This window comes from Rhizobium sp. USDA 4016 (assembly GCF_056279705.1).
Genome location: NZ_JBWCCY010000002.1, coordinates 286350 through 311860, shown reverse-complemented (window position 1 = coordinate 311860; position 25511 = coordinate 286350). Strand labels below are relative to the sequence as shown.

The 25511-nt window shown below is 60.8% G+C and carries 22 protein-coding genes and 1 pseudogene; 10 read left to right on the top strand and 13 right to left on the bottom strand.

All coding sequences use genetic code 11. The features are described from left to right. Positions 1 to 35: 35 nt before the first annotated feature. The 5 genes from ACZ9DP_RS02405 to ACZ9DP_RS02385 form a co-directional block, all read right to left on the bottom strand. Positions 36 to 2279: a molybdopterin cofactor-binding domain-containing protein gene (locus ACZ9DP_RS02405; RefSeq protein WP_476200069.1), complete on the bottom strand. Its 2244-nt coding sequence runs from the start codon at positions 2277 to 2279 to the stop codon at positions 36 to 38. Then, positions 2276 to 2770 carry a (2Fe-2S)-binding protein gene (locus tag ACZ9DP_RS02400; protein WP_194731825.1) on the bottom strand — a complete coding sequence of 165 codons (495 nt, stop codon included), beginning with the start codon at positions 2768 to 2770 and terminating at the stop codon, positions 2276 to 2278. The genes ACZ9DP_RS02405 and ACZ9DP_RS02400 overlap by 4 nt, the downstream gene beginning before the upstream one ends. Beyond that, positions 2767 to 4164 (bottom strand): c-type cytochrome, encoded by a 1398-nt coding sequence (locus ACZ9DP_RS02395; RefSeq protein ID WP_476200068.1) that lies wholly within the window; start codon positions 4162 to 4164, stop codon positions 2767 to 2769. Before ACZ9DP_RS02395 ends, ACZ9DP_RS02400 begins: the two co-directional genes overlap by 4 nt. An 87-nt stretch (positions 4165 to 4251) precedes the next feature. Further along, entirely contained in the window at positions 4252 to 4506 is a 255-nt protein-coding gene (locus tag ACZ9DP_RS02390; protein ID WP_476200067.1) for a DUF2934 domain-containing protein, read from the bottom strand. A gap of 155 nt (positions 4507 to 4661) precedes the next feature. Further along, positions 4662 to 5060 (bottom strand): VOC family protein, encoded by a 399-nt coding sequence (locus ACZ9DP_RS02385; RefSeq protein ID WP_074072951.1) that lies wholly within the window; start codon positions 5058 to 5060, stop codon positions 4662 to 4664. A gap of 174 nt (positions 5061 to 5234) precedes the next feature. Between ACZ9DP_RS02385 and ACZ9DP_RS02380 the strand changes: the two genes are divergently transcribed. Then, on the top strand, positions 5235 to 5879 hold the full coding sequence (locus ACZ9DP_RS02380; protein WP_476200065.1) for a ThuA domain-containing protein: 645 nt from the start codon (positions 5235 to 5237) through the stop codon (positions 5877 to 5879). A gap of 31 nt (positions 5880 to 5910) precedes the next feature. On the opposite strand, the gene ACZ9DP_RS02375 is transcribed toward ACZ9DP_RS02380, so the two are convergent. Beyond that, complete coding sequence (locus tag ACZ9DP_RS02375; RefSeq protein ID WP_194731830.1) at positions 5911 to 6546, bottom strand: GntR family transcriptional regulator; 636 nt, start codon at positions 6544 to 6546, stop codon at positions 5911 to 5913. A gap of 174 nt (positions 6547 to 6720) precedes the next feature. Here ACZ9DP_RS02375 and ACZ9DP_RS02370 point away from each other — a divergent pair, with 174 nt between their 5' ends. The 9 genes and pseudogenes from ACZ9DP_RS02370 to ACZ9DP_RS02330 all read left to right on the top strand — a co-directional run bounded on the left by ACZ9DP_RS02370 (position 6721) and on the right by ACZ9DP_RS02330 (position 16486). Further along, the gene (locus ACZ9DP_RS02370) at positions 6721 to 8145 is read left to right on the top strand and encodes a M20 family metallopeptidase (RefSeq protein WP_476202171.1); all 1425 of its coding nucleotides are present in this window, start codon (positions 6721 to 6723) and stop codon (positions 8143 to 8145) included. Then, complete coding sequence (locus ACZ9DP_RS02365) at positions 8138 to 9820, top strand: M28 family metallopeptidase (RefSeq protein ID WP_476200062.1); 1683 nt, start codon at positions 8138 to 8140, stop codon at positions 9818 to 9820. Before ACZ9DP_RS02370 ends, ACZ9DP_RS02365 begins: the two co-directional genes overlap by 8 nt. 34 nt (positions 9821 to 9854) lie before the next feature. Next, positions 9855 to 10709 carry a transporter substrate-binding domain-containing protein gene (locus ACZ9DP_RS02360; protein ID WP_476200061.1) on the top strand — a complete coding sequence of 285 codons (855 nt, stop codon included), beginning with the start codon at positions 9855 to 9857 and terminating at the stop codon, positions 10707 to 10709. Between the two features lie 108 nt (positions 10710 to 10817). Next, positions 10818 to 11537 (top strand): ABC transporter permease, encoded by a 720-nt coding sequence (locus ACZ9DP_RS02355; protein WP_476200060.1) that lies wholly within the window; start codon positions 10818 to 10820, stop codon positions 11535 to 11537. Further along, on the top strand, positions 11537 to 12277 hold the full coding sequence (locus ACZ9DP_RS02350) for an ABC transporter permease (RefSeq protein WP_476200059.1): 741 nt from the start codon (positions 11537 to 11539) through the stop codon (positions 12275 to 12277). The genes ACZ9DP_RS02355 and ACZ9DP_RS02350 overlap by 1 nt, the downstream gene beginning before the upstream one ends. Then, positions 12274 to 13056: an ABC transporter ATP-binding protein gene (locus ACZ9DP_RS02345; RefSeq protein ID WP_372431212.1), complete on the top strand. Its 783-nt coding sequence runs from the start codon at positions 12274 to 12276 to the stop codon at positions 13054 to 13056. Before ACZ9DP_RS02350 ends, ACZ9DP_RS02345 begins: the two co-directional genes overlap by 4 nt. 35 nt (positions 13057 to 13091) lie before the next feature. Then, positions 13092 to 13950 (top strand): annotated as a pseudogene (locus tag ACZ9DP_RS02340) (transporter substrate-binding domain-containing protein). A 184-nt stretch (positions 13951 to 14134) separates the two neighbouring features. Continuing rightward, positions 14135 to 15301, top strand: a complete 1167-nt coding sequence (locus tag ACZ9DP_RS02335; RefSeq protein WP_476202169.1) for a fumarylacetoacetate hydrolase family protein — start codon at positions 14135 to 14137, stop codon at positions 15299 to 15301. A gap of 120 nt (positions 15302 to 15421) precedes the next feature. Next, positions 15422 to 16486 (top strand): extracellular catalytic domain type 1 short-chain-length polyhydroxyalkanoate depolymerase, encoded by a 1065-nt coding sequence (locus ACZ9DP_RS02330; RefSeq protein WP_476200056.1) that lies wholly within the window; start codon positions 15422 to 15424, stop codon positions 16484 to 16486. Positions 16487 to 16767: 281 nt separating this feature from the next. Here ACZ9DP_RS02330 and scpA read toward each other — a convergent pair whose 3' ends face one another. The 7 genes from scpA to ACZ9DP_RS02295 form a co-directional block, all read right to left on the bottom strand. Beyond that, a complete protein-coding gene (gene scpA / locus ACZ9DP_RS02325; RefSeq protein WP_476200055.1) occupies positions 16768 to 18906 on the bottom strand; it encodes a methylmalonyl-CoA mutase in 2139 nt (712 codons plus the stop codon). A gap of 116 nt (positions 18907 to 19022) precedes the next feature. Next, complete coding sequence (locus ACZ9DP_RS02320; protein WP_476200053.1) at positions 19023 to 19796, bottom strand: ABC transporter permease; 774 nt, start codon at positions 19794 to 19796, stop codon at positions 19023 to 19025. 1 nt (position 19797) lies between these two features. Continuing rightward, positions 19798 to 20616 carry an ABC transporter permease gene (locus ACZ9DP_RS02315; RefSeq protein ID WP_476200052.1) on the bottom strand — a complete coding sequence of 273 codons (819 nt, stop codon included), beginning with the start codon at positions 20614 to 20616 and terminating at the stop codon, positions 19798 to 19800. Positions 20617 to 20638: 22 nt separating this feature from the next. Further along, positions 20639 to 21703 carry an ABC transporter substrate-binding protein gene (locus ACZ9DP_RS02310; protein ID WP_476200050.1) on the bottom strand — a complete coding sequence of 355 codons (1065 nt, stop codon included), beginning with the start codon at positions 21701 to 21703 and terminating at the stop codon, positions 20639 to 20641. Positions 21704 to 21725: 22 nt separating this feature from the next. Next, complete coding sequence (locus tag ACZ9DP_RS02305) at positions 21726 to 22568, bottom strand: ABC transporter ATP-binding protein (protein ID WP_476200048.1); 843 nt, start codon at positions 22566 to 22568, stop codon at positions 21726 to 21728. A 14-nt stretch (positions 22569 to 22582) separates the two neighbouring features. Beyond that, entirely contained in the window at positions 22583 to 23938 is a 1356-nt protein-coding gene (locus ACZ9DP_RS02300; protein ID WP_476200047.1) for an LLM class flavin-dependent oxidoreductase, read from the bottom strand. A gap of 157 nt (positions 23939 to 24095) precedes the next feature. Continuing rightward, positions 24096 to 25298: an MFS transporter gene (locus ACZ9DP_RS02295; protein WP_074072960.1), complete on the bottom strand. Its 1203-nt coding sequence runs from the start codon at positions 25296 to 25298 to the stop codon at positions 24096 to 24098. Positions 25299 to 25511: the final 213 nt, after the last annotated feature.

The following is a 25511-nucleotide window of genomic DNA, read 5'->3' as shown; positions in this document are numbered from 1 at the left end:
CCCCCTTTGCGATGAGACGCCGGCTAAGGTTCTTATCAGCCGAGACGGGTCGCTTCCTTCACCCTGTTGCGCGATAACGGCAGATCGACCAGCCGCTTTCCCGTCGCATTGCGGATTGCGTTGGAGAGTGCTGCACAGGTCGGCCCCTGCGCCGCCTCGCCTGTGCCGAGGAAGGGCTGACCGGGCCGATCGAGAATATGCACTTCGACGCTTTCTGGAACGCTCCCGAAGCGCAGTATCGGATAGCTCGCCCAATCGGTGCTGGTAATGCGGGTGCGATCGAAGGTGACGGCTTCATAGAGCGTCCAACTGATCGATTGCAGGATGCCGCCCTCCGTCTGGTTGCGGATCCCGTCGGGATTGACGGCCTGACCGGCATCGATGGCGGCAACGGCGCGCAGCACCTGCACACGGCCGGTTTCGCGCTCGATCTTCGCTTCCAGTGCGACCGCCAGATAGGCGGCACGGTTCTTGTAACGCGCAAAAGCAAAGCCGCGACCGTGACCGGAAGGCACTTCGCCCCTCCCCCAGCCGAATTTGTCGGCCGCGAGCTTCACGACGTCGCTGGCACGATCATCTTCCAGATGACGCAGGCGGAATTCGACAGGATCGGCTTTGGCGGCAATAGCCAGCTCGTCCATGGCGCTTTCGATCGAGAAGACATTGGCATAAGCACCAAGGCCGCGCAGCGCCGAAACCCGTAGCGGCATGTCGGGCAGGAAATGCCACAGCACCCGGCGGTTCGGGATCGCATAGAGAGGATCGGCATTTCGATCGCCGCTGCCATTGGGACTGATGCTGAGTTTCGGCGGTTCTAAGGGCGTCGGCTGTTCCTTGGCGCGGCCGGCAAGCAGCGAGCCGGCATTGCCGGGGCGCGTGCTATGGGTATTGCTCCACACATCATAGGTCCAGTTGTCGATCCTGCCGCTTGCATCGAGCGATGCCCGGACCTTGGACACCATGCCAGGCCCGTAAGGTTCCCACATATGCTCCTGCTCGCGCATCCACTGGACACGCACAGGGCGGCCGGGAATTTTCATGGCGATGAGTGCTGCATCGGCAGCTGCGTCGTCAGCGCCGTTGTGCCCGTAGCAGCCGGACCCTTCCATGTGGATGACACGCACCTTCTCCTCCGGCATCGCCAGCATCTGGGCAATCGCACCCCGATCGGGGAAAACCCCCTGCGTGTGCGACCAGATATCAAGGCTGCCGTCGGCCTTCAGATGCGCGACCGCACAGGAAGGACCGATCGAACCGTGCATCTGGTAGGGCCGCGTGAAGGTTGCCTCGTAGATCGCGCCGTTCGAAAAGCTCGGATGGCCGGATTCGGCCACTGTGCCGACATCCTTTTCCAGAGCTGCGAGAGCAGCGGCAAGATCGGTCTGTTCCGGAAGCGTTGCAGGTTCGTCCCACTGCGCCGCTTTTTCGACGGCGCGCATGGCCTTGATCGCCTGCCATTCTTTCTCCGCCACGACGGCAAGGAAACTGCCGTCGCGGATGACCGAGATGACGCCAGCCATGGCGGCGGCCGCCGTGGCGTCGATGTCTTTCAATGTGGCTCCATAGCTCGGCGGACGGATTACGCGCGCGTGCACCATTCCTTCGAGGCGCAGGTCCTGCACATAGGCTGGCGCACCGGTGACCTTGCCCGGGATGTCGATGCGCTGCACATCACGGCCGATGATGCTCAGCGCATCGGGTTGTTTCAGTTGCGATTGCGGCTGGGCTTCGACATGCAGGAACTGGCCCGACACCAGCTCGCCATAGGTCGTCGATCTGCCGTCCGGCCCGGAGACGCTTTTCTTTTTCGCCCTGAGTTGGTCTGGGGGCAGGTTAAAACGGCGCGCTGCCTCGGCGATCAGCAGCCCGCGAACCTGCGCGGCTGCGTTGCGGATGGCAGTACCGCTGTTCTGCATCGACTGGCTGCCTGCCGTAAACCCTTCGTCGGGCGTGCGCCCCGTATCGGCGGTCACGAGCGCGATGTCTGAGGGATCGACTTCCAATTCCTCTGCGGCGACCTGGATGAGGGCCGTGCCGATCCCCTGTCCAAGCTCCACCTTGCCGGTAAACACGGTGATCTTGCCGTCAGAATCGATCCTTATCCAGCTATCGAGATAGCGGTCGTCATCCAGGCTGCCCGGCAACTTCGGTTTTTCGGGCGCCGCAGTCGGTATCTCTTGGGCCAGCGCACGGATCGTGGAGAAGCTGACGATGAGAGCGCCGGTGCCGGCAAGCAGGCCGCGCCGGCTCATTTCATGTCTGGTGAGAATATCCATCATCCGGCACTCCTTTTGGCGGCCGGAAGCCCGGCAGCTTTCATCAGTTCACTCGCGCGCCTGATGGCGGCAAGGATGCGCATATGTGTGCCGCAGCGACAGAGATTGGTCCGCAACGCCGATCGGATTTCCTCGTCAGTCGGCGTGGCATTCTGCTTCAGAAGCGCTGCTGCGCTCATCATCATGCCGGGAATGCAGTAGCCGCATTGCGCCGCCTGTTTCTCGATGAAGGCGGCCTGCAGCGGTCCGGGCTTTTCAGCTGTTCCAAGCCCTTCCACAGTCACGATTTCCTTGCCTTCGACGACGATGAGCGGCGTCACGCACGAAAGCACCGCCTGGCCGTCGACCATGACGGTGCAGGCGCCGCATTGGCCAAGGCCGCAGCCAAATTTTGCGGCGTTGAGATCAAGATCGTTGCGAAGCACGTAAAGCAATGGCGTGTCGGGCTCGCTGGCGACCTCGTGAGTGTGTCCGTTGACGTTGAGCGTTGTCATCTCAGCTCCTTCGCGCCGACATTGGACGGCGCTCGTTCAATTCCTTCCGAGGGGCGGACGGCAACAAAATATTCACCGGACCGCGTGCGGTTGACGCGTTGCAGCAGATCGGGCCAAGGATCGCCCGTCGTAAAGCGCTGGCGCATGAAACCGAGCAGATCGGCGATCTGCTGGTCGTTCAATGCCCCGGCAAAGCCGGGCATCACGGCGCTTGGCTCACCGTCGGCCGGTGGCAGGCCGAAAAGCACGACATTGACAATGTTTTGCGGATTGGGCGCGTTGACGGCGGTGCTGAGATTGAAATTCAGTCCTCCAAACGGCGCGGCGCGGCCGGACTCATGACAGGTCGCACAAGCCGCGCCATAGATGGCTGCACCCGGATGAGAGGCAAGTTCGGCCGACGCCTTGTTCTCGTCAATCGCCGCCGTCACCAAGCCATCTTGCTCCGGAACGAACTGCTTCTTCAGCTCTTCGCCCCTTTGACCGCGTTCGCCAGACGGTTCGCCCATGATCGAGGCGACATAGGCTGCGATTGCATTGATATCGCTGTCGGGAAGCGCACCGAGATTGCCGGTGACTTCAGCCATCGGACCAAGCGAGACGCCGTGGAACGCGTGGTAGCCATGACGCAGATAGAACGCGAGCGACTCCTTGTCCCACGGGATCGGCGAGGGGCTTTGCGCATTAATCGCATAAGCCTGCCAGCCTTCCGCCTCGCCGCCGCCGAAGTGCCTGCCGCGCTCCTCGGCTCCAAAGGCGTTGCGAGGCGTGTGGCAAGCGCCGCAGTGGCCGAGGCCTTCGGTAAGATAGGCGCCGCGGTTCCATTCCTCGCTTTTCTGCGGATCGGGCGCGAAAGCGCCCTTGTCGAAGAAGACCAGTTTCCAGGCGGCAAGGATGGGGCGGACATGCAGGAGGTACGGCAGCTCGTTTTTGGGTGCCGTCGCCTTGACGGGCGTGCGCGTCATCAAAAAGGCATAGAGTGCCTTGTTGTCCTCGTCGGTGACTCGGGTAAAATGATCATAGGGAAATGCCGGATAAAGATGATCGCCCTTTCGATCCACTCCTTCGCGCATGGCGCGCTGGAAGGCAGCCTCGCTCCAGCGTCCGATACCGGTTTCATCGTCCGGCGTGATGTTCGTCGAATAAATAATCCCGAAAGGCGTCGGCAGTTTAAGCCCCCCGGAAAAAGCTTCCTTTCCCGGGACCGTATGACAGGCGATACAGTTTCCGACCGCCGCGAGGCTGGCTCCCTTGGCGATCAGTGCGTTATCGAAGCGCATGGTCTCTGAAGCGTTTTGCGGCTTGATTTCGGGGCGCCAGGCAAGAAAAAAGAATGCGAGACCGAAAACGATGAAGAGGGTAAGGATCGTCGACAGCAGTCTGATGGCTCGCATTGCCGATATGACCCTCCCAGGAGTGCAAACCGAACTGCACAAAACGCAAGGAGCATGAATTTGTTCCCGAAATAGGTGCTGGTATCGCTAGCGTTTGGCGATCGTGGCGCGCTCTTGAATGATCCGAGCCTGGTCATTTTCGCTGGCGCGCATCAGACGTCCGGTGGCGCGCAGCATCTCGATCAGGTCAGTTCCATCGATGGATGCCTTGGTCATCTGGAGCTGTTCGAACTCGGCCGCCGCCTGCTGCCAGTTTTCGGCCTCGCGCCCGCAGGGGCGTCCCTCCGCCTCCCATATGGCATATGCACGCTGGCTGATCCAATCTTCCTTGTTGTAAACCATGACACCCAACTAAAATGGAGAGAAATATTCGTCTGGAGGTTGCCAGATTTCGCTTACGGAGTTGTTACTTCGCCTCAGACCGTAAGCGCGGTTTGCGCGGTATCACGCGGGAAACAGCAGCGCCGCTCAGATACTGCTGTTGCCGAGCAACTGCCTCAATCGGTCCGCTCGGCGAGCTCGATGAGGATGCCGTCGGGATCGCGCAGAAAAGCAACCTTGTGCAGAACCTCGGAGTTGTAAGCAAGACGCGGGCGCTCCTTCACCTCAACTCCGGCCGCTTCGAGCTTTGCGAAGGTTTCAGCGACGCTGCCGAACAGGAAGGTGAGGTGGCGCAGACCGGCGGCACCCTCGGGAACGTCGGTTGCCCGCACCGCCCCGCTTGCAGGCGCGAAGACCTCCAGCATGCCACCGCCGGCATCGAGAAAAGCAACGTGCGAGCCATCCGGCATCGTCTTGCGCAGATGCAGCCGAAGGCCGAGGAGGCCGCAATAAAAGGCGACGGCACGGTCCATATCGCTTACCGTCATGCCGATATGTTCAAAGGATTTCAGCATTCAAAATTCCTCCCACAGATAATCCTCGAGCTGACTGCGGTCCCTTGCGGCCGTCAAGACTAAATCGTGTGATGGCAATCGAAGGACCTGGCTTGCGGTCGATGAAATCGAGCGCTATCTGGTTGGAAAAGCCACGACGTCACGACCTAACCATCGAAAGCCGGGAGGCAGGGCATGCGCAAAGCGATCATCGTTTGGGGCGGCTGGCAGGGCCACGAACCGGAAGCATGCGCAAGCGTCGTCGGCGAACTTTTGCGGGAAGACGGCTTCTTAGTTGAAATTACCGGCGATCTCGACATCTTCGGCTCGCCGGTGATTGCTAAAGCCGATCTGCTTGTTCCGATCATCACCGGGGAGCAGTTGGAAAAGGCGCATGCCAATGCGCTGGTCATGGCTGTTCGTGACGGCCTTGGCCTCGGCGGTCATCATGGCGCACTCGCGACATCCTTCAAAGAGAGTGCGCCGTTCCGCTATGTTTCGGGCGTCACCTGGGTTTCTCATCCGGGCAACATCATCGACTTCCGCGTGAATGTGAGCCGACAAAACGATCCGATGATGCAGGGCATTCCGGACTTCGACTACCACTCGGAGCAGTATTACCTGCACTACGATCCATCCGTTGAAATTCTGGCGACTACCACGTTCACCGGCGAATATGACGAGGCGGCCCGCAATGTCGTAATGCCGGTGGTCTTCAAACGCCACTTTGGCGCGGGCCGCGTCTTTTATTCGGCACTCGGCCATGTCGCAGCCGAATTCGACCATCCGTACATGCGTCTCATTCTTCGCCGCGGCCTTGCCTGGGCTGCACGCCGGTAGACCCGCATGCAGTCCGGCCCGCGCGCAACGGTCAGTTCTGAATGATGTGCTGCCTCACCAGTCGCTTGAGCTCTTCTGCGTCCTTGTGCTGAATGGCGTCGATCATCAGGTGATGTTCGCGGCCGGACTGTTCGATGCGGGCGCGTGTGCGCCATTGAGCGACGGGCGCCGAGGAGGTTCGCTGGCGAATTTCCGCAATAAGGTCGACAAGCTCCTGATTGCCGCCAAGAACCAGAAGTTGCCTGTGAAAGGCGAGGTTGGCTTCGTAAAGCTCCAGCATCGTACCATCAAGGACCATCCGGTCGAAATGGAGCGCCAGCTTCCGGAGCGTGTCGAGATCGTCAGCAGAAGCATTCTTGACGATCGTGCCGGCAACCGCCGTCTCAAGAATGATGCGGATTTCGCTTACCTCCCTGGCGCGGCGGCCGTCGGGCTCGTAGACGTGGTAGCCGCGATTGGGCACATGCTCGACCAGCCGCTTCTGCGCAAGGCGATCGAGCGCTCGGCGGACTTCCGGCCGCGTGCATTTGTAGCGTCGCTCGAGATCGATCTGCTTGAGCCAGGTGCCGGGAAGAAGCACGCCCGCCAGAATATCCTGGAGGACAAGATCGGTCACGTCTTTCGAATTTCCGATCTCCGGCTTCGGCCCCATTAAAACGTCTGCCATTCAAGACTCCCTTTTTCGAAACGGATATCACGGCGCCTTCAGTTTCTGTAGGCAGCCAGACAATTTCGACCCTGGTCAAATTTTATTCATGCCCACGCATTGCGCAAAAATCTTTTGTATCCTAAATTGGCGCCAATTTTGGATACTAAGCGATAAGAAGCCGTTTTGAAAGCCATGAAAAACTCGGACAGCGTATGGGACATCGTCGAAGGCAAGCGCGAAATCTTCTTTGCGCTCAGCGATCGCATCTGGGATCTGCCGGAAACGAACTATGAGGAATATCGCTCGTCAGACGAACATGCGCGGCTTCTGCAACAGGAAGGCTTTCGCGTCGAGCGCGGCCTCGCCGGGATGCCGACAGCCGTCCTGGGAGAGGCCGGCGAGGGCGGACCGGTTATTGCAATTCTCGGCGAGTTCGACGCGCTGCCGGGCCTCAGCCAGGTGGCAGGCCTTGCCGAGCAGCGCGAAGCAATTGCCGGCGGCAATGGTCATGGTTGCGGTCATAACCTTTTAGGCGCCGGTTCAATGCTTGCGGCCGCTGCAGTCAAGGATTTCCTTGCACAGAACGGCCTGAAGGGACGCGTGCGCTATTATGGTTGCCCGGCCGAAGAAGGTGGCTCCTCCAAGGGCTTCATGGTGCGCGCCGGCGTCTTCGACGACGTCGATGTCGCCATTTCATGGCACCCGGCTGCCTTTGCCGGCGTCAACAATCCGATCTCGCTTGCCTGCAACGAACTCAACTTCCATTTCACCGGCCGCGCCTCGCATGCCTCCGCGACACCGCACCTCGGCCGTAGTGCGCTCGATGCCGTCGAGCTGATGAATGTCGGCGTCAATTACATGCGCGAGCATATGCCATCGACAGCCCGCATTCATTATGCCGTGACCGATACCGGAGGCGCTGCGCCAAACGTCGTCCAGGCCCGCGCGACCGTGCGCTATCTCATCCGCGCCCGCACTTTGCCCGAACTTTTGTCGCTTGTTGCGCGCGTCAAAAAAGTCGCCGAGGGGGCGGCGCTGATGACCGAGACGTCGGTCCGCAGCGAGATCCTCAGCGGCGATGCGAACCTGGTCGGCAATACCCCGCTGGAAGAACGGATGTTTGCCCATCTCCAGCGTCTCGGCCCTCCCGTTTTTGACGAAAATGACAAACAAACCGCCCGCACGTTCCAGCAGACGATGAGTGCGGAGGATGTCGCGTCTTCCTATGCCCGCTTCGGCTTGAAACCGACTAAGGATCAACCGCTTTGCGAGGAGATAATCCCGCTGTATTCCGGAGACGGCTCTATCGTCGGCTCGACCGATGTCGGCAGCGTGAGCTGGGTCGTTCCGACCGTGCAGATGCGCGGCGCGACTTATGCGATCGGTACACCCGGCCATTCCTGGCAGCTTGTCGCGCAGGGCAAGCTTCCGGCCGCCCATAAGGGCACCGAACATGCAGCAAAGGTGATGGCAAGCACGGCCGTTGAGCTGATCTGCGACCCGTCACTCATCGATGCCGCCAAGGCCGACCTCAAAGCCCGCCTCGACGGGACACCCTTCGTCAATCCTATCCCGGATGACGTGCAGCCGCCGCTGCCGGAGAAACGACATGCCTGACGAGCTCACACAACCCGATGTCGGGCGCCTGATGGCGCATCTTCGGGAGTTTTCCCGACGCGTCAAGCTGTCCGGAACGGCTGAGGAGCTGGAAAGTTTCGGCTACCTCAACCGGCAGATGACAAGCTATGGCTATCGCACCGAGCTGCTGTTTCATGAGGCCTTCATCAGCCTGCCGGGACAGGCAAAGGTGGAAATCGACGGCGCAGCTCTTCGCTGCATCACCCATTCGATGTCCGCTTCCAGCCCGCCTGCGGGCATCAGCGCCGAACTCGTTCATGTCGGCGAAGGCACCGAAGCCGATTTTTCGCAGGCCGAGGTGACTGGAAAGATCGTTCTCGTGGATGGCATTGCAACCGAAGAGGTCGCGGCGCTGGCAAGTGCGGCCGGCGCGCGCGGCCAGCTCCATATCAGTCCTACCGAGCATCTTTATGAAATGTGCGTTTCGCCCGTGTGGGGAAACCCCTCCCAGCATACCCGCGACCGCCTTCCTGCGACCGTGATCTGCTCGATCGACGCACATGACGGCGCCGCGTTGCGCAAACGCCTTGCAGACGGCCAAACCGTCAAGGCCGTCTTGTTTGCCGAGGTCGACACCCGCTGGACCAAGACACCTTTGCTGGTGGCCGAAATGCCTGCCCCCGGTAAAGGGGCAGACGATCCGTTCATACTATTGTCGGGTCATCACGACACCTGGCACTACGGCGTCATGGACAATGGCGGCGCGAATGCGACGATGCTGGAGGCAGCACGACTGCTGGGCGAAACGGCGTCGAGCTGGAAGCGCGGGTTGCGCATCTGCTTCTGGTCGGGTCATTCGCATGGGCGCTACTCCGGCTCAGCCTGGTATGCCGACGAATATTTCGATGATCTCGAGCGCCGTTGCGCCGTCCACGTCAATGTCGACTCGACGGGTGGGAAGGGCGCGGCGATTTTGAGCAATTCCAGCGTGATCGACGAACTCAGACCGGTGGCGGCCGAGGCGATCGAGAAAATCACCGGCCAGCGCCATGCCGGCCGACGTCACGGCCGCGCGGCCGACCAGTCCTTCTGGGGCATCGGTATTCCGTCGATGTTCGGCAGCCTGAGCCATCAGCCTCCCGGACCGATAAAGATGCTGACGGCGCTCGGTTGGTGGTGGCACACTGCCCATGACACCATCGACCATATCGACCCGGACAATCTGCGGCGCGACACACAGATCATCATCGAAGTTCTCGAGCGCCTGCTCATCTCCCCCGTTCTGCCACTGGACTACACGGCCTACGCCGCCTCGCTTGAAGAGGAGCTGACGCGGCTGAGTACCGCCATTGGCGGCCGCCTCGATCTCGCACCGATTGCCGGCGCGATTGCCGAGCTCCGGCGCAATGCCCAGGCAGTCCTGGCAGCGAGCGGTGGCTGCCTAAAGCAGGCCGAGCGTCTCAACGCAGCGCTGATGCGCGCGTCCCGCCAGCTCGTGCCACTGAACTATACGCGCGGCGATCGCTTCCATCACGATTCAGCTCTGCCGCATCCGCCTTGGCCGGCTTTGGAAGGCCTGCGCGAACTGGCCGGCCTGCCCGAGCACGCACCCGACACGGCATTTTATGTCGTTCATGCCCGGCAGACCCGCAATCGCATCGCCCACGCCCTTCGTAAGGCCAATGCCGCGTTGAGATCTGCATTTGATGCCTGAACAGCGAACCGCAATAAAAAAGGGGAATGATGTCATGAAAAGGAAAAATCTGCTTCTCTTCGGTCTGGCGGCCGTTTTGAGCACGGCTGCAATTGCTGCCGATGCCAAGGACTGGACACATGTGAAGGTCGGCATAGAAGGCGCCTTTCCACCCTGGAACATGATGGATTCCAGCGGCAAGCTCGCCGGCTTCGATGTCGACCTGATCAACGATCTGTGCGCCCGGGCCAAAGTGGAGTGTGAGCTCACTCCCGGCGAGTGGACCGCCATGATCCCGAGCCTCAATGCCGGCAAGTTCGATCTGGTTATGACGCTTGGCATCAATGAAAAGCGCCGGCAGGTTGTCGATTTCACCGTTCCATACGCCAGTGGCGTTGCAAGCTTCATTCTGCTGAAGAACGGTCCTGTCGCTTTCCTGCCGATGACCGGACAGAAGCTCAACCTCAACGACAAGAGCAAGGCCGATCCCGTCATGGCCAAGATCGGCGAGGCATTGGACGGCAAGACCGTCGGTGTTGTCCAGTCGACCAGCCAGGAACAATTGATCAATGCTTACTACGGCAAAAATGTCACGGTGCGCGCCTATAAGAATTCCGGCGAACGCGACCTCGACCTGAAGGCAGGCCGCATTGATGCCGGCTTCGACAGCGGTGTCTATGCGACCTCCGTACTTGCAAAATCTGGCAACGACGAACTGATGATGTCGGGACCGCTGATAAAGGGCGCCATGCTCGCCACGGAAGTCGCCCTTGGCATGCGCAAGGGCGAAGCAGATCTGAAGGCGAAATTCGACGAAGCCATCAAATCCGCTGCAAAGGACGGCACGATCAAGAAGCTCTCCGAACACTGGAGCAAGATCGACCTCACGCCATCCTTCGAGACGAATTGATCTTGTTCCAGGCGGCGGCAGACCGTCGCCTTATTCCGCCACCGACTTTTCCGTGATGGGTGACATGTCGTTTCCAGCTCCTCAAGAAAAATGCAAAAGGCAGGCGCCATGAACCAGCCCGGCATCCTGGAACTGGTCAGTTTCGGCCCGGACGGCTGGGGCAAGGCACTGCTTGCCGGTGCATGGATGACAATTCTGATCGCACTTGCCGGCTATTCGATCGGCGCGGCTATCGGGTCCTTCGGAGCCTGGGCCAAGATATCGGGAAGCCGCGGGCTTCGTATCGCAGCCGACACCTATACGACCGTGCTGCGCGGAATTCCCGATCTCCTGGTGATCTATCTCTTCTATTTTGGCGGCAGTGCCGTTGTCACCGCCGTCGGCCAGCTCTTTGGTGCCCAGGGCTTCGTCGGCTTTCCCGGCTTCCTCGCCGGGTCGCTCGCCGTCGCGGTCACCTCCGGGGCGCAGTTTACCGAGGTCTTCCGTGGCGCGTTCAAGGCGGTGCATGCCGGCGAGATCGAAGCGGCGATCGCGTGCGGCATGAGCCGATGGCTGCGCTTTCGGCGGATCGTCGCGCCGCTGACGCTGCGCCACGCACTGCCGGGGCTCGGCAATGTCTGGCAGGTGGTACTGAAGGAGTCGGCGCTCGTCTCGATTACCGGTGTCGCCGAGCTGTTGCGCCAGACCCAGGTGGCGGCGGGATCGACCGGCCTGCCATTCGATTTTTATCTCATCGCGGGCGCAATCTACCTGCTGATCTCGACGGTTTCCGGTCTCTTCATGCGCCGCGCCGAGCAGCACTTTTCGCGCGGTGTGAGGAGAAGCTGATGGACTGGCAATTTCTCTTCGAGACCTTCTTGAGCCTCGTGTCCGCGATCCCGCTGAGCCTGGAGCTTGCCGCGACATCGATCATACTTGGCGCAATCCTCGCGCTTGCCCTGGCACTTTGCCGGCTCTCCGGCATCACAGCCCTCGACTGGTTCGCACGAAGCTACGTCTTCATCGTCCGCGGCACGCCGCTGCTCGTACAGATCTTCCTGATCTACTACGGTCTTGGGCAGTTTCCAGCAGTCCGCCACAGCCTATTCTGGCCCTTCCTGCGCGAGCCCTACTGGTGCGCCGTTCTGGCGCTGACGATGAACACGGCCGCCTATGGCAGCGAGATCATCCGCGGCGGCCTCCTGTCGGTGCCTTTCGGGCAGATCGAGGCAGCCCGGGCCTGCGGCATGCCACGCCTGATGCAGTTCCGACGCATCCTCCTGCCGCTTGCCATTCGTCAAGCGCTGCCCGGCTACAGCAACGAAATGATATCGATGGTCAAGGCAACTTCGCTTGCCTCCATCATAACGCTTATGGAGGTAACCGGTGTTGCCGCCAAAATTATCTCCGAGACCTACCGTGCCATCGAGGTCTTCGTCGTCGCAGGTGCCATCTATCTCGCGATCAACTTCCTGCTGACGCGGCTGGTCCATCTTCTCGAATACTGGCTGAGCCCGCACCTGCGCCAGCCCGTGCCACATCCTCCGGCAGGCCTTTCCACCGCACCCATTGAAGGAGACGCGCGATGACCGCGGCAATGCCCTCCCCTTCGCCGATCGCACTCAGCGTCAAGGACATGCACAAGAGCTTCGGCCCCGTCGAAGTGTTGAAGGGCATCTCGCTCGACGCCCACGAAGGCGATGTCGTTTCCATTCTCGGTTCCTCCGGTTCCGGCAAATCGACCTTTCTGCGCTGCATCAACCTGCTCGAAACGCCAAATTCCGGCGAGGTCACCGTGGCCGGTGAGACGATCCGTATGGCGGCTGACGGCAGGGGCGGCAGCCGTCCCGCCGATCGCAGGCAGGTCGACCGCATCCGCTCGCAGCTCGGCATGGTCTTCCAGAGCTTCAATCTGTGGTCCCACAAGACCGTGCTTGAAAATGTCATCGAGGCGCCCATCCACGTCCAGGGCCGGCCCCGCGCCGAAAGCGTCGAAGAGGCCGAGGCTCTGCTTGCCAAGGTCGGCATTGCCGAGAAGCGGAATTTCTATCCCGCCCATCTTTCCGGCGGCCAGCAGCAGCGCGCAGCAATCGCCCGGGCGCTGGCGATGCGGCCGAAGGTCATGCTCTTCGACGAACCGACCTCAGCGCTCGATCCGGAACTCGTCAGTGAAGTCCTGCGCGTCATGCGCGCGCTTGCCGAGGAAGGACGCACAATGCTCGTGGTCACGCACGAGATGGGCTTTGCCCGCGACGTCTCCAGCCGCGTCGTCTTCCTCCACAAGGGCCTCGTCGAAGAGGACGGCAAGCCACAGGACGTGTTTGCCAACTCGAAATCGGATCGTTTCCGGCAATTCATCAGCAAATGACAGCTTCGACCCAAACCAAGAAAAGGGGAGCCTACATGACACCTTTCAATCGCATCGGGGCGGCGGCTTGCGCCATTACCATGCTGGCCATTTCGACGGCCGCACATGCCGAAGAAAAGAAGTGGACGACGGTCACGATCGCCACCGAAGGCGCGTTCAAGCCCTACAACTTTACCAAGCCGGACGGCACGCTCGACGGCTATGAAATCGAGCTCACCAAGTATTTCTGCGATCACATGAAGGTGGAATGCAAGATCGTCGTTCAGAACTTCGACGGCATGATCCCGGCACTCAATGCCGGCAAGTTCGATGCGATCATCTCCGGCATGTCGGCAACCGCCAAGCGCGAGGAAGTCATCGCATTCAGCGACTCCTACGGCTCGACGGGCCAGGCATTTGCAACGTCCAAATCCAGCGATCTCGCCCACATGCCCGAAAAGGGCCAGGTCTTTTCGCTTGCAAGCGACGAAGCAGGTGCGGCCGCCGAAATTGACAAGCTGAAGCCGATGCTTGAGGGCAAGACGATCGGCGTGCAGACCGCATCGACGGCCGCAGCCTTTGTTGACAAATATCTGAAGGGTGTCGTCGAGGTTCGCGAATACAAAACGACCGAAGAGCACGACCTCGATCTCAAGGCCGGCCGTGTCGACCTCGTCATGGCCTCCATGGCCTATCTGACCACGGCATCGCAAAAACCGGGCAACGAAGATATGGCAACCGCCGGCCCGCGCTTCCAGGGCGGCTTTCTTGGCCGCGGCAGCTCGGTTGGCCTGCGCAACAGCGATTCCGAGCTGAAAGAGGAATTCAACAAAGGCGATTGCCGCCGCCAAGGCCGACGGCACCATCAAGACGCTCTCGGAAAAGTGGTTTGGCTTCGACGTGACACCGAAGTGACCTTGCCAGGGCCGGCGGCGTCACTCAGCGCCGCCGGCCTGATTTTACCAAAGACTTCTCAACTTGCTTGCGGTCGTATTTTTGACCTTGCCCCGCCCGGACAGATGTGATCGATTTTCCGGCGCTGCTGAAGGGCGGCGAATTTCTAATCACATGAGCAAAAGCTCGACTGCGACGGAAGGTCATCATGCCTCAGCTTCTCGACGACGCCTCATCGGGCGGCCTGTTTGTCGGCCGCGTCTGGAATCCGCAGGCAGCCGGTCCGGCGATTGTCACGATCCGAAACGGAGAAATAGTCGACATAACGTCCAGGCAAGCCCCGACATTGAGCGCGCTTCTGGAGAAAGCCGATCCGGCAGGTTTCGTGCGCCAAGCGGATGGCAATCGGCTTGCTTCACTCGAAACAGTGGCAGCAAACAGCGCCGGCAGGCCGGACGCTGCCAGGCCTTATCTCTTGGCGCCGGCAGACCTTCAGGCCGTGAAGGCCTGCGGTGTGACCTTTGCCCAATCGATGATCGAGCGCGTCATTGAGGAAAAAGCTGCCGGCAATCCGGATCGCGCAGCCTCGATCCGGAGCCGCGTTGGCACACTGATCGGCGGCAGCCTCGCCAACATCAAAGCAGGCTCTCCGGAAGCGGCAAAGGTCAAGCAGGCCTTGATCGACGAAGGCATGTGGTCGCAATATCTCGAAGTCGGCATCGGCCCGGATGCCGAGGTCTTTACCAAGTCGCCGGTTCTTTCCTCCGTCGGCTGGGGTGCCGATGTTGGCCTGCATCCGATTTCGACCTGGAACAATCCGGAACCGGAAATCGTGCTTGCGGTCAACAGCCGCGGCGAAATCAAGGGCGCGACCCTCGGCAACGACGTCAACCTGCGCGATGTCGAAGGCCGCTCGGCGCTGCTGCTCGGCAAGGCGAAGGACAACAATGCCTCCTGCTCCATCGGTCCTTTCGTTCGCCTGTTCGACGCCACCTACGGCCTCGACGAGGTTCGCAAGGCCGAGCTTGACCTGAAGGTCACCGGCCAGGACGGCTTCGTTCTCCACGGAAAGAGCTCAATGTCGAAGATCAGCCGCGACCCGACCGATCTCGTCAGGCAGACCTGCGGGCCTCATCATCAGTATCCGGATGGGTTCATGCTGTTCCTCGGCACGCTGTTTGCCCCGACGCAGGACCGCGACGCCCCCAACCAGGGCTTTACGCACAAGGTCGGCGATGTGGTCGAGATCTCCTCATCTGGGCTTGGAACGCTTGTCAATACCGTTCGCCTTTCCACCGAATGCCCCCCATGGACGTTCGGCATTTCGGCTTTGATGGCAAACCTCGCCGCGCGCGGGCTGCTTCACGCCTGACATAGCTCCGGCCCAGTTCTGCCGCCTGGATCTGCGGCAATTGGCCTCCCCGCATTTGTGCACTGCAGCAATCATCCCTATATGTATCCTCGGCGCCTTTGTTGGCTCAAGGAGAAGCATGTGTCCTTTCGAGATTCACCTCACGAACGCCTTGTCGAGATCGCAGCATTCGGGTCCAATCCCGGCGCGCTCAAGGCTTGGCTGTTCCTCCCGACACATATGGATACGCGAACCCCGCTCGTCGTAGCCCTCCATGGCTGCACCCAGACAGCTAAAGGATACGCACTGGGTTCTGGATGGTCGCAGCTCGCTGAGCGGCGGGGATTTGCGGTTCTCTATCCAGAACAACAGCACTCGAACAACCCGAACCTCTGTTTCAATTGGTTTGAACCCGGGGATGCACGACGCGGTGCGGGCGAAGCCGCATCCATCAGCCAAATGGTCGCACATGTCGTTCAGTCACAGGGCATCGATCCAAACCGGGTTTTCGTGACGGGTCTTTCAGCAGGTGGCGCCATGGCGAACGCGATGCTGTCGACCTATCCTGAGATGTTCGCGGGCGGCGCGATCATCGCGGGACTTCCCTATGGCGCGGCGGCCAATGTTGCAGAAGCGTTCGCACAAATGCAGGGGCGAAATCCGTCGAGCGCCGCCAAGCTCCGGTCCGCGTTGAAGCGTGCCGGACATCACGCAGGTCCGTGGCCGACTGTATCCGTGTGGCATGGAACGCATGATCAAACAGTGCGACCGAGGAATGCAGATCAGATCGTGGATCAGTGGAGCGGCGTTCACGCGACACGTAAAGAGCCGGATCGCACGGAAGTGGCTAATGGGCACCAGCACAAGGTCTGGTTCGATGCCGATGGGCGAATGGTCATCGAAACCTATTCCATCAAAGGCATGGCGCATGGCCTTCCGCTTGCAACCCAAGGCGGCTCTGCGTTCGGCCGACCGGGGCCCTACATGCTTGAGGCGGGCATTTCGTCGACCGCGCGCATTGCGCGCAGTTGGGGCCTCGCTTCCGATGCCGATGTCGAAGCAACAGAGTTCGCCGCTGCCGAGGGGTCTGGCGCTCGGAAATTGGCTGGCGCAAGAGAGCGACGAAGCCCTCAACCGGAGCCCGGCGACAGCCGGGTCGGCAAAATCATCAATGACGCGCTGCGCGCAGCCGGGCTGCTTCGCTAACCTCCTGCCGGCAGTCCAGCAACGGCTCTTGCCTTGGCGATAGTCGCCAGTTGCCGATCCATCAGTTCCTCGAAACCGATGCAGCAAGGCTAAGCTTAGCGCCCCATCTGGCGGTCACCTCGACGGCAGCCGGCGAAGAAAAAAAGCTTGGCCCGGCAACATCCGGCAAGCGACGTAGGTTCGGCGATTTCCGCTTCCGGCTTGGCCTGCGCGTATCAAAAAATACCACGCAGTAAGATCCTGCCGATCGCCTGCAACAGCGGCAAATGCCGGCCAGGAATCTACTGGTTGCGCCGGATTCCCTGCATAAGATCCAGCACGGAGTTGGCGGCGTCGAGCACATGCGTGCCGGGGCCGAAAACGGCAGAAACACCGTGATCAGCCAGAAACTGATAGTCCTGGCGCGGAATGACACCGCCACAAATGACGATGACATCGCCGCCGCCCTTTGCTTTCAGGATATCGACGAGCTGCGGCAGCAACGTCTTGTGGCCGGCGGCAAGCGACGAGACACCGATGACGTTGACGTTTTCGCCGATCGCCATTTGCGCCGCCTCTTCCGGCGTCTGGAAAAGCGGACCGGCAAGTACGTCAAAACCGATATCGCCGAACGCCGATGCGATCACCTTGGCGCCGCGGTCATGGCCGTCCTGGCCAAGTTTGGCAACCATGATCTTCGGCCTGCGGCCGAGCGCCGCGCTGACGTCCGACATGCGGCTCTTCAAGACCGCAAGCTCCGGCTCGTCGCGATAGGCTTCGCCATAGACATCCTTGATGACCCTTGGCGTCGCGGCGTGATCGCCGAAGGCTTTCCGCATGGAATCGGAGATCTCGCCCACGGTGGCGCGCGCACGGGCCGCCTCGACGGCCGCAGCCAAGAGATTGCCTTTTCCACTGCGCGCGACATCGACAAGCGCAGCGAGCGTTTGGGCGACCTTGGCGCTGTCGCGCCGGCGCTTCGTCTCTTCGATCCGCTTGATCTGCGCGGCTCTCACGGCGCTGTTGTCGATTTCCAGGATGTCGATCGGCTCTTCGTTTTCGAGGCGGTACTTGTTAACGCCAACGATAACCTCATCGCCCTTGTCCACCGCAGCTTGCCGCCGCGCGGCGGCTTCCTCAATCAACCGCTTCGGCAGGCCTTCGTTGACAGCGCGTGTCATGCCGCCAAGTGCCTCGACCTCCTCGATCAGAGCCCATGCCTTGTCTGCCAGTTGCTGCGTCAGGCTCTCGACATAAAAGGAGCCGGCGAGCGGGTCGACGACCCTGGTGACACCTGTCTCATGGCTCAGGATGAGTTGCGTGTTGCGGGCGATGCGCGCGGAAAATTCCGTCGGCAGCGCGATCGCCTCGTCGAAGGAATTGGTGTGCAGCGACTGCGTGCCACCCAGCACCGCCGACATCGCTTCGAAGGCAGTGCGGATGATATTGTTATAGGGATCCTGCTCCTGGAGCGACACGCCCGAGGTCTGGCAATGGGTGCGCAGCATCAACGAGGACGATTTCTTCGGCTCGAACTCCTCCATGATCCGCGCCCAGAGCAGCCGGGCCGCGCGCAGCTTCGCCGCCTCCATGAAGAAGTTCATGCCGATCCCAAAGAAGAAGGAAAGACGTCCGGCAAAGTCGTCCACATTGAGACCTTTGGCGATTGCCGCCCGCACATATTCGCGGCCATCGGCCAGCGTGAAGGCAAGCTCCTGAACCAGTGTCGCACCCGCCTCCTGCATGTGGTAGCCGGAGATCGAGATCGAATTGAACTTCGGCATTTCCTTCGCCGTATACTCAATGATGTCTGCGACGATCCGCATCGAAGGTTCAGGCGGATAAATATAGGTGTTGCGGACCATGAACTCCTTGAGAATGTCATTCTGTATGGTGCCGGAAAGATCGCCCCTTAAGCAGCCCTGCTCCTCGCCTGCGACGATGAAGGAGGCAAGGATCGGAATGACCGCGCCGTTCATGGTCATCGACACGGACATCTCGTTTAACGGAATGCCGTCAAAGAGGATCTTCATGTCTTCGACCGAGTCGATTGCGACACCGGCCTTGCCGACGTCACCTTCGACGCGCGGATGGTCGCTGTCATAGCCGCGATGGGTGGCGAGATCGAAGGCGACGGAGAGGCCCTTCTGGCCGGCGGCGAGATTGCGACGGTAAAAGGCGTTGGATTCTTCGGCCGTCGAAAAACCGGCATACTGGCGGATCGTCCAGGGCCTGCCGGCATACATCGTCGCACGCGGACCCCGGACGAAGGGTGCAAATCCCGGAAGGGAGTCGAGATGCCCCGCCCCTTCGATATCGGCGGCCGTGTAAAGCGGCTTGACGTCGATGCCTTCTGGGGTGTGCCAGGTCAGCGTCTCAGGCTGAGCGCGCAGCTCCTTCTGCGCCAATGCCGCCCAATCCGCGGTCGTCTTCTTGGCCATGTTTTCCTCCGGCATTTCCTCTTGGCCGCACGCTATCACTCGAACCGTATCGGGCGCGATAGGGCCTTAGGATAATTTACGCAGGAAACTGGTGATTTCCATGTCCAGCGTGGCGCCTATCGCGCCTGTCTCGGCCGCCAGCGCAGGAGGTAGGATTCAAGCGCATAGGCGAGACGGTTAAGCGAGAAGCCGACCAGGCCGAGAACGAACACGCCGACCATGACAAGGGCCATGTCGAAACGCTCGCGGCCGGCGATGACCAGCCCGCCGATGCCCGGGCCGACGGCGAGGAAATATTCAGCACCCACCGTCGCAAGCCAGGAGTAGATCAGCCCGAGATGCACGCCGGTGGCAATCGACGGCATGGCCGACGGCAGATGGATGCGCAGGATACGTTGACGGGTCGTGAATTTCAGCGCGCGGCCGACTTCAATGAGATCGGCGGGAGCGCTGCGCATTCCTTCATAGGTGTTGAGCACAATCGGGATGAAGGCGGCAAGTGCCACGAAGACGATCTTCGCCGGCTCGCCGAAGCCGAACCAGACGGAAATGAGCGGGATCCACGCAAGCAGCGAAATCTGCTTCAGGCCGTTGAAGGTGGGTGAGATCAGCCGGTCGGCGGGACGCGAGAGCGCAAGCAGCGTTGCGAAGGCGATGCCTAGGACGGTGCCAATCCCGAAACCGGCGATATTGCGCATCAAAGAAAAGCCGAGTTCGGCAAAGAGGCCGTTGTCGAAAATCTCACGCTTGGCCGTCAGCGCCACGTCTTTAAGAGAAGGCAGGAACCGCGGGTCGGCAAGGCCAGTGCGGGCCGATACCTCCCATGCAACAAGAAGAAGGACCGGCAGTGTGACGCCGCGGCGGAAGCGGGCGGAGAGTGCCACGCTCATGTCATATCTCCTGACGTTTCCAGCGCTGGATCAGCATTTCGGTGCGATCCAAGCCCTTGTCCATGGCAAAGCCGACGAGGCCGATGACAATCATGGCAACGATGACCGTATCGAGCCAGAACATCTGCCGGCCCCAGACGAGCAGATAGCCAAGTCCTTCGGACGAAGCGAGCAGTTCGACCCCGACAAGCGAGGTCCAGGCATGGGTTAGACCGTAGCGGACGCCCGTAAAGATCGAGGGGACGGCGCCCGGGAGCACGATCAGCCGCAATCTTTGCCAGCGGCTGAAACACAGCGCTTCGCCGACCTCGACGTATTTTGGCGATACGCCGCGGATGCCGGAAAAGGTATTCAGCGTCATCGGCACAAGCGCTCCCTTGGCGATGATGATGATCTTCAGCGTTTCGCCGATGCCGACAAAAAGCATCAGCAACGGGATCCAGCCGAGCGTCGGGATTTGCGCAAAGGCAAGGAAGAGCGGCTTCACATAGTCCTCGATTTTCTGCGACAGGCCGATCGCGATACCGAGGCAAAGCCCGGCCACGGAACCGATTGCAAAGCCGATCACCACACGGCGAAGGCTGACGCCGGCGTGAAAGAGAAGTTCGCCGCTTGCGATCATGTCGCGCGCCGTCTCATAGACGAAGAAAGGCGGCGGCAGGATTTGTTCTGCAAGCCAGCCCTCTGCCGAGGCCACCCACCAGAGGCCAAAAAGCGCGGCAGGCAGGACCAGACCGGCTGCGCCGAAGACGGCGCGGCTTCGCCGTCGCCGCGCCATGCGAATGCCGGCATCGTCGACGGCCTCGAAGATTGCAGCCATGCCTGTCTCCGTTTGCGTCAGCTCACGATGCGTGAGGTTTTCCATCTGCGCCGTAAGATTGCCAGAAATCCTTGAGGCCCAGCCGTTCGATCGCACTGTTCAAGTATTTCGGCTCGAACCAGCCGTTGAGATCGACATCGCGGCGGATGAGACCGAACTCCTTGCCCTTTACCGCCTGCTCCTTGTACTGCGACACCAGCAGGTCATCGATGAGTGGCGAGTTGCGGTAAGCCAGCGTGTCGTTGCTGAAATATTCCTCCAGGATCGGAACCGGGGTGCCGGACTTGTGCCAGAGTTCGAAAAGCGCGGGACGATTTGGCTCGTCGGACGACCATTTCGCCGCCTTGACGAAGGCATCGACGAGGCGCTGCGTTATTTCCGGATGCGCCTCGATGAAGGCTTGGCGGCCGATCACGCCGGCATTGCGACCAAAGCGCGGATCATCGCCCTTGGTCGTGTAGATGATGTCGGCTGCACCCTTGGCCGCCAGGTTGATGAGCTGCGTGTCGCCGAAGGCTGCATCGATGTCCTTGCTCGTCAGCGCAGCGACCGTTCCGGCACTGTCGAGATTGACGACCTGCACGTCGCGCTCATTCAGTCCGTGAGCCGCAAGCACCTTGATGGCGGCAAGATGACCATTCGTGCCGCGCTGCAGGGCGATCTTGCGTCCCTTCAGGTCCTCGATCTTCGTGATGCCGGAGGCCTTTGCGGCAGCAAGATAGAGTGGCTTGCGGGCACCGCTTGCCAGCAGGTACTTGGTCTTCAAGCCGGTTGCCCGCCCGATCAGCGAGGGTAGGTCGCCCTGGTAGGCGAAATCGAGCTGGTCGTTGGCAAAGCCCTCATTGACCGCCGGGCCGGCGCCCTTGAAGAATGTCCATTCGATCTTGATATTCGGATCGTTTGCGAATTCCTTCTCCAGGTATTCACCAGCACGCGCCGTGGCCGCCGATGTGCCCTCCGAGTAAGGCCGGTTATCGACGCCGATTGCCGCATAGCCGACATGAATGACGAGCGGCTCCTCAGCTAGCGCATCAGTGAAGAGGCCAAGTGCAAGCGCAATACCTGCGGCAAGGGATACAAGTTTCATAATTTCTCTCCGTTTCGACAAATTAGCCGGCTGCGGCAATGGCTGGACGCAGTCCAGCCACCTTGGGGGCCTTGGGGGGAACACCGGGGCTCTGCTGTGGGCCAGCCTTCGTCGTGGTGCTGAGGCTTTCGAGCACGCGGTTGCGGACTTTAGAAAGTGCTGCCGAGGTCCGGTCGCGCGGCCGCGGCAGATCGACAGGCACAATCTCGCGGATGCGGCCGGGGCGTGGCGACATCACGACGACGCGGTCGCCGAGATAGGCCGCCTCCTCGACATCATGGGTGACGAGGATCATGGTGATGCGCTCCCTGGCCCAGATTTCCTGAAGCTCGTCCTGCAGCCGCGTCTTGGTGATCGCATCGAGCGCGCCAAAGGGCTCATCGAGGAAAAGCACGTTCGGCCGGTTGACAAGCCCGCGGGCAATGCCCGCGCGCTGGGCCATGCCGCCCGACAGCTGGTGCGGATAGGCATCGGCGAAGGCCGACAGGCCGACCAGCTCCAGATGCTCCTCGACGAGACGCTTCTTTTCGGCCGTGCCAAGGCCGGCGTTCTCAAGCCCGAGCGCAACATTGCGGCCGACGGTCAGCCAGGGAAACAGCCGCGGCTCCTGGAAGACGATGCCGCGATCGAGACTGGGACCGGTTACTCTTTTTCCGGCATGGGTGATCGAGCCGACGTAGGCCGTATCGAGTCCGGCGCCAAGGCGCAGCAGCGTCGATTTTCCGCAGCCGCTGGCGCCGACGATCGTCACGAATTCACCCTCTGCGACATCAAGGCTGATATCGTCGAGTGCGGTGAGCTTGTTGCCGTTCACCTGGAAGTCGCGGGTGACGCTGCGGATTTCGAGATGGGTCGAACTGGTCATGTTGTTTCCTCCCCTTATTCGGCAGCGATCTGGGCGCGGGCCGGATGTTGCGGCACGCCGAGGCCGAGATTTTCACGAAGCGTCCGGCCTTCGTAGTCGCTGCGGAAAAGGCCGCGGCGGCGAAGCTCCGGCAGAACATGCTCGATGAAATCATAAAGGCCGACCGGCAGATGCGGCGGCATGATGTTGAAGCCGTCGGCAGCCCCCGTCGTGAACCACTCCTCCATCTTGTCGGCAATCTGCACCGGCGTTCCGACGACCTGGTAATGACCGCGGGCGCCGGCGATGCGAAGATAAAGGTCGCGGATGGTGAGGTTCTCGCGGCGCGCAAGATCGAGCAACAATTTCTGGCGGCTCTTGCTGCTGTTGGTTTCGGGAAGCTCCGGCACTGGGCCGTCCAGCGGATATTGCGACAGATCGATCGAGCCTGCCATGCCCGCGAGCATCGACAGTCCGACGGCCGGGTGGATGAGATCCTGGATCTGTTGAAACTTGTCCTGCGCCTCCTGCTCGGTACGCCCGACGACTGGGAAGATGCCGGGCATGACCTTCAGATCGTCGCGGTCGCGGCCGTATTTTGCGAGCCTGCCCTTGAGGTCCGCGTAGAAGGCGCGCGCATCCTCGGTCGTCTGGTGGGCGGTGAAGACCACTTCCGCGGTACGGGCGGCAAGTTCCTTGCCGGGCTCGGAGGAGCCTGCCTGAACCAGCACCGGATGTCCCTGCGGCGCACGGGCAACGTTCAGCGGCCCGCGGACTTTGAAATACTTGCCCTTGTGATTGAGGATATGCTGCTTGTCGGGGTCGAAATAGATGCCGCTTTCCTTGTCGCGAGGGAAGGCATCTTCCTCCCAGGTATCCCAAAGGCCGCGCACCACGTCGGCGAATTCCTCGGCGCGTTCGTAGCGTTCGGCATGGGCATAATGCTCGTCGCGGCCGAAATTATGGGCCTCATGTTCGCTCGACGAAGTAACGAGGTTCCAGCCCGCCCGACCGCCGCTGATGTGATCGAGGGAGGCAAATTTGCGGGCGATATGATAAGGCTCGTTGTAGGACGTGGAGGCGGTTGCCACAAAACCGATATTCCTGGTTACGGCGGAAAGTGCCGAAAGCAGGGTGATCGGTTCAAACTGCGCGACGTAGCGGATGGCGGTACGGCTCAGCGCTTCGATGTCCGTGCCGCGGGTACCGACACCATCCGCCATGAAGATGAGATCGAATTTTGCAGCTTCGGCAGCCTGCGCAAGCGCGACATAATGGGCGAAGTTGGAGCCGGCGTCGGCTTGCGCATCGGGATGGCGCCAGGCGGCAACATGGTGGCCGGTCGGATAGAGAAAGGCTCCAAGCTTGAGCTCTCGGCGAGTGTCGGTCATGTTGCTCTCCTCGGCAATGGCGATCCGTAAAGCCTAGCAACAATGACTATAATCCATAGAAATAGTATTCTATTACGGTTTGATCCGGGAAATTAAATCTCTAGGGCTTTCACACCGGGGCGGGAAAGCATTGCGGTCGAGATTTGGGGGAGCCGGATCAGACGGCCTTGTGCCTCGGAATGCGCGGCAGGAAAACCGTGAGCAGGCCGAGCAGCGGCAAATACGAGCAGATCCGGTAGACGAACTCAATGCCGTGGCTGTCGGCGAAATCGCCGAGGAAGGCAGCACCCAGTCCCCCCGCCCCGAAGGCGAAGCCGAAGAAGACGCCGGCGATCAGACCGACGCGACCGGGCACCAGTTCCTGCGCGAAGACGACGATCGCCGAGAACGCAGAGGCAAAGACAAGGCCGATCACGACACTGAGGATACCGGTCCAGAAGAGGTTTGCATAAGGCAGCAGCAATGCGAAGGGAATAACGCCAAGGATCGAGAACCAGATTACGAAACGGGAACCGAAGCGATCCCCGATCGGCCCGCCGAGGAAGGTGCCGACGGCGACCGAACCGAGGAAGAGGAACAGCATCAGTTGGGCCTGCTGCACATCGAGTTGGAATTTGTCGATGACGTAGAATGTGAAGTAGCTCGACACGCTCGCCATGTAGACGTTCTTCGTCGCCGTCAGCAAGACGAGAATGATGAGCGCAATGATCACCTTGTTCTGCGGCAAGGGCAGCGCACGGCTCACCGCAGGCTTTCCGGCATTCTGCCGGCGGTGGCTCATGAACCAGTTGCCGACCCAGCCGAGCACGACGATGCCGATCATCGCGATGGCGGAGAGCCAGGAGACGCTGTGCTGGCCGAGCGGCAGCACGACGAAGGCGGCAATCAGCGGCCCAATGGCCTGGCCGGCATTGCCGCCGACCTGGAAGAAGGATTGCGCAAAACCGTGACGGCCGCCGGAGGCAAGACGCGCAACGCGCGAGGATTCCGGATGAAAGACGGCCGAACCAAAACCGATGAGGCTCGCAGCCACCAGCAACAATTCGAAACTTGCGGCATTGCCGAGCAGGATCAGGCCGCAGAAGGTGCTGGCCATGCCGACCGGCAGAGAATAAGGCATCGGCCAGCGGTCGGTGACGATCCCCACAAAGGGCTGCAACAGGGAAGCCGTGACCTGGAACGTCATCGTCAGAAGTCCGATCTGGACGAAATCGAGATCGTAGTTTGCCTTGAAGAGCGGATAAAGCGAAGAAAGCAGCGACTGCATGATGTCGTTCAGCATATGGCAGAAGCTCACAGCCACGAGGATCGACATCGTCGTCTTCTCAAAACGGGGGGAAGTCTCGCTCAATACGGCCATAGGCATTTCTCCTGCGGACCGCTGCGCGTGCCGCCGATCACTTCTTCATAAGATGAATCCGGCGACTGGAGCCCTGGGGAAGCTCTCGGCGGCCGCAAGCATGAGCATTTAGCGCAACTTGCGCGTCAGTTACAGCCCAGTTTTCCCAAGTTTGGTACGCTGATGCTTTAATTTCGCTGGAACGCCTGTATTGCTGCACGAATGATTCCGCCA

Excerpts from the sequence above, each read along its gene's own strand:
- ACZ9DP_RS02405 (WP_476200069.1), bottom strand. The coding sequence starts at position 2,279 with ATGATGGATATTCTCACCAGACATGAAATGAGCCGGCGCGGCCTGCTT.
- ACZ9DP_RS02400 (WP_194731825.1), bottom strand. The coding sequence starts at position 2,770 with ATGACAACGCTCAACGTCAACGGACACACTCACGAGGTCGCCAGCGAG.
- ACZ9DP_RS02395 (WP_476200068.1), bottom strand. The coding sequence starts at position 4,164 with ATGCGAGCCATCAGACTGCTGTCGACGATCCTTACCCTCTTCATCGTT.
- ACZ9DP_RS02390 (WP_476200067.1), bottom strand. The coding sequence starts at position 4,506 with ATGGTTTACAACAAGGAAGATTGGATCAGCCAGCGTGCATATGCCATA.
- ACZ9DP_RS02385 (WP_074072951.1), bottom strand. The coding sequence starts at position 5,060 with ATGCTGAAATCCTTTGAACATATCGGCATGACGGTAAGCGATATGGAC.
- ACZ9DP_RS02380 (WP_476200065.1), top strand. The coding sequence starts at position 5,235 with ATGCGCAAAGCGATCATCGTTTGGGGCGGCTGGCAGGGCCACGAACCG.
- ACZ9DP_RS02375 (WP_194731830.1), bottom strand. The coding sequence starts at position 6,546 with ATGGCAGACGTTTTAATGGGGCCGAAGCCGGAGATCGGAAATTCGAAA.
- ACZ9DP_RS02370 (WP_476202171.1), top strand. The coding sequence starts at position 6,721 with ATGAAAAACTCGGACAGCGTATGGGACATCGTCGAAGGCAAGCGCGAA.
- ACZ9DP_RS02365 (WP_476200062.1), top strand. The coding sequence starts at position 8,138 with ATGCCTGACGAGCTCACACAACCCGATGTCGGGCGCCTGATGGCGCAT.
- ACZ9DP_RS02360 (WP_476200061.1), top strand. The coding sequence starts at position 9,855 with ATGAAAAGGAAAAATCTGCTTCTCTTCGGTCTGGCGGCCGTTTTGAGC.
- ACZ9DP_RS02355 (WP_476200060.1), top strand. The coding sequence starts at position 10,818 with ATGAACCAGCCCGGCATCCTGGAACTGGTCAGTTTCGGCCCGGACGGC.
- ACZ9DP_RS02350 (WP_476200059.1), top strand. The coding sequence starts at position 11,537 with ATGGACTGGCAATTTCTCTTCGAGACCTTCTTGAGCCTCGTGTCCGCG.
- ACZ9DP_RS02345 (WP_372431212.1), top strand. The coding sequence starts at position 12,274 with ATGACCGCGGCAATGCCCTCCCCTTCGCCGATCGCACTCAGCGTCAAG.
- scpA (WP_476200055.1), bottom strand. The coding sequence starts at position 18,906 with ATGGCCAAGAAGACGACCGCGGATTGGGCGGCATTGGCGCAGAAGGAG.
- ACZ9DP_RS02320 (WP_476200053.1), bottom strand. The coding sequence starts at position 19,796 with ATGAGCGTGGCACTCTCCGCCCGCTTCCGCCGCGGCGTCACACTGCCG.
- ACZ9DP_RS02315 (WP_476200052.1), bottom strand. The coding sequence starts at position 20,616 with ATGGCTGCAATCTTCGAGGCCGTCGACGATGCCGGCATTCGCATGGCG.
- ACZ9DP_RS02310 (WP_476200050.1), bottom strand. The coding sequence starts at position 21,703 with ATGAAACTTGTATCCCTTGCCGCAGGTATTGCGCTTGCACTTGGCCTC.
- ACZ9DP_RS02305 (WP_476200048.1), bottom strand. The coding sequence starts at position 22,568 with ATGACCAGTTCGACCCATCTCGAAATCCGCAGCGTCACCCGCGACTTC.
- ACZ9DP_RS02300 (WP_476200047.1), bottom strand. The coding sequence starts at position 23,938 with ATGACCGACACTCGCCGAGAGCTCAAGCTTGGAGCCTTTCTCTATCCG.
- ACZ9DP_RS02295 (WP_074072960.1), bottom strand. The coding sequence starts at position 25,298 with ATGGCCGTATTGAGCGAGACTTCCCCCCGTTTTGAGAAGACGACGATG.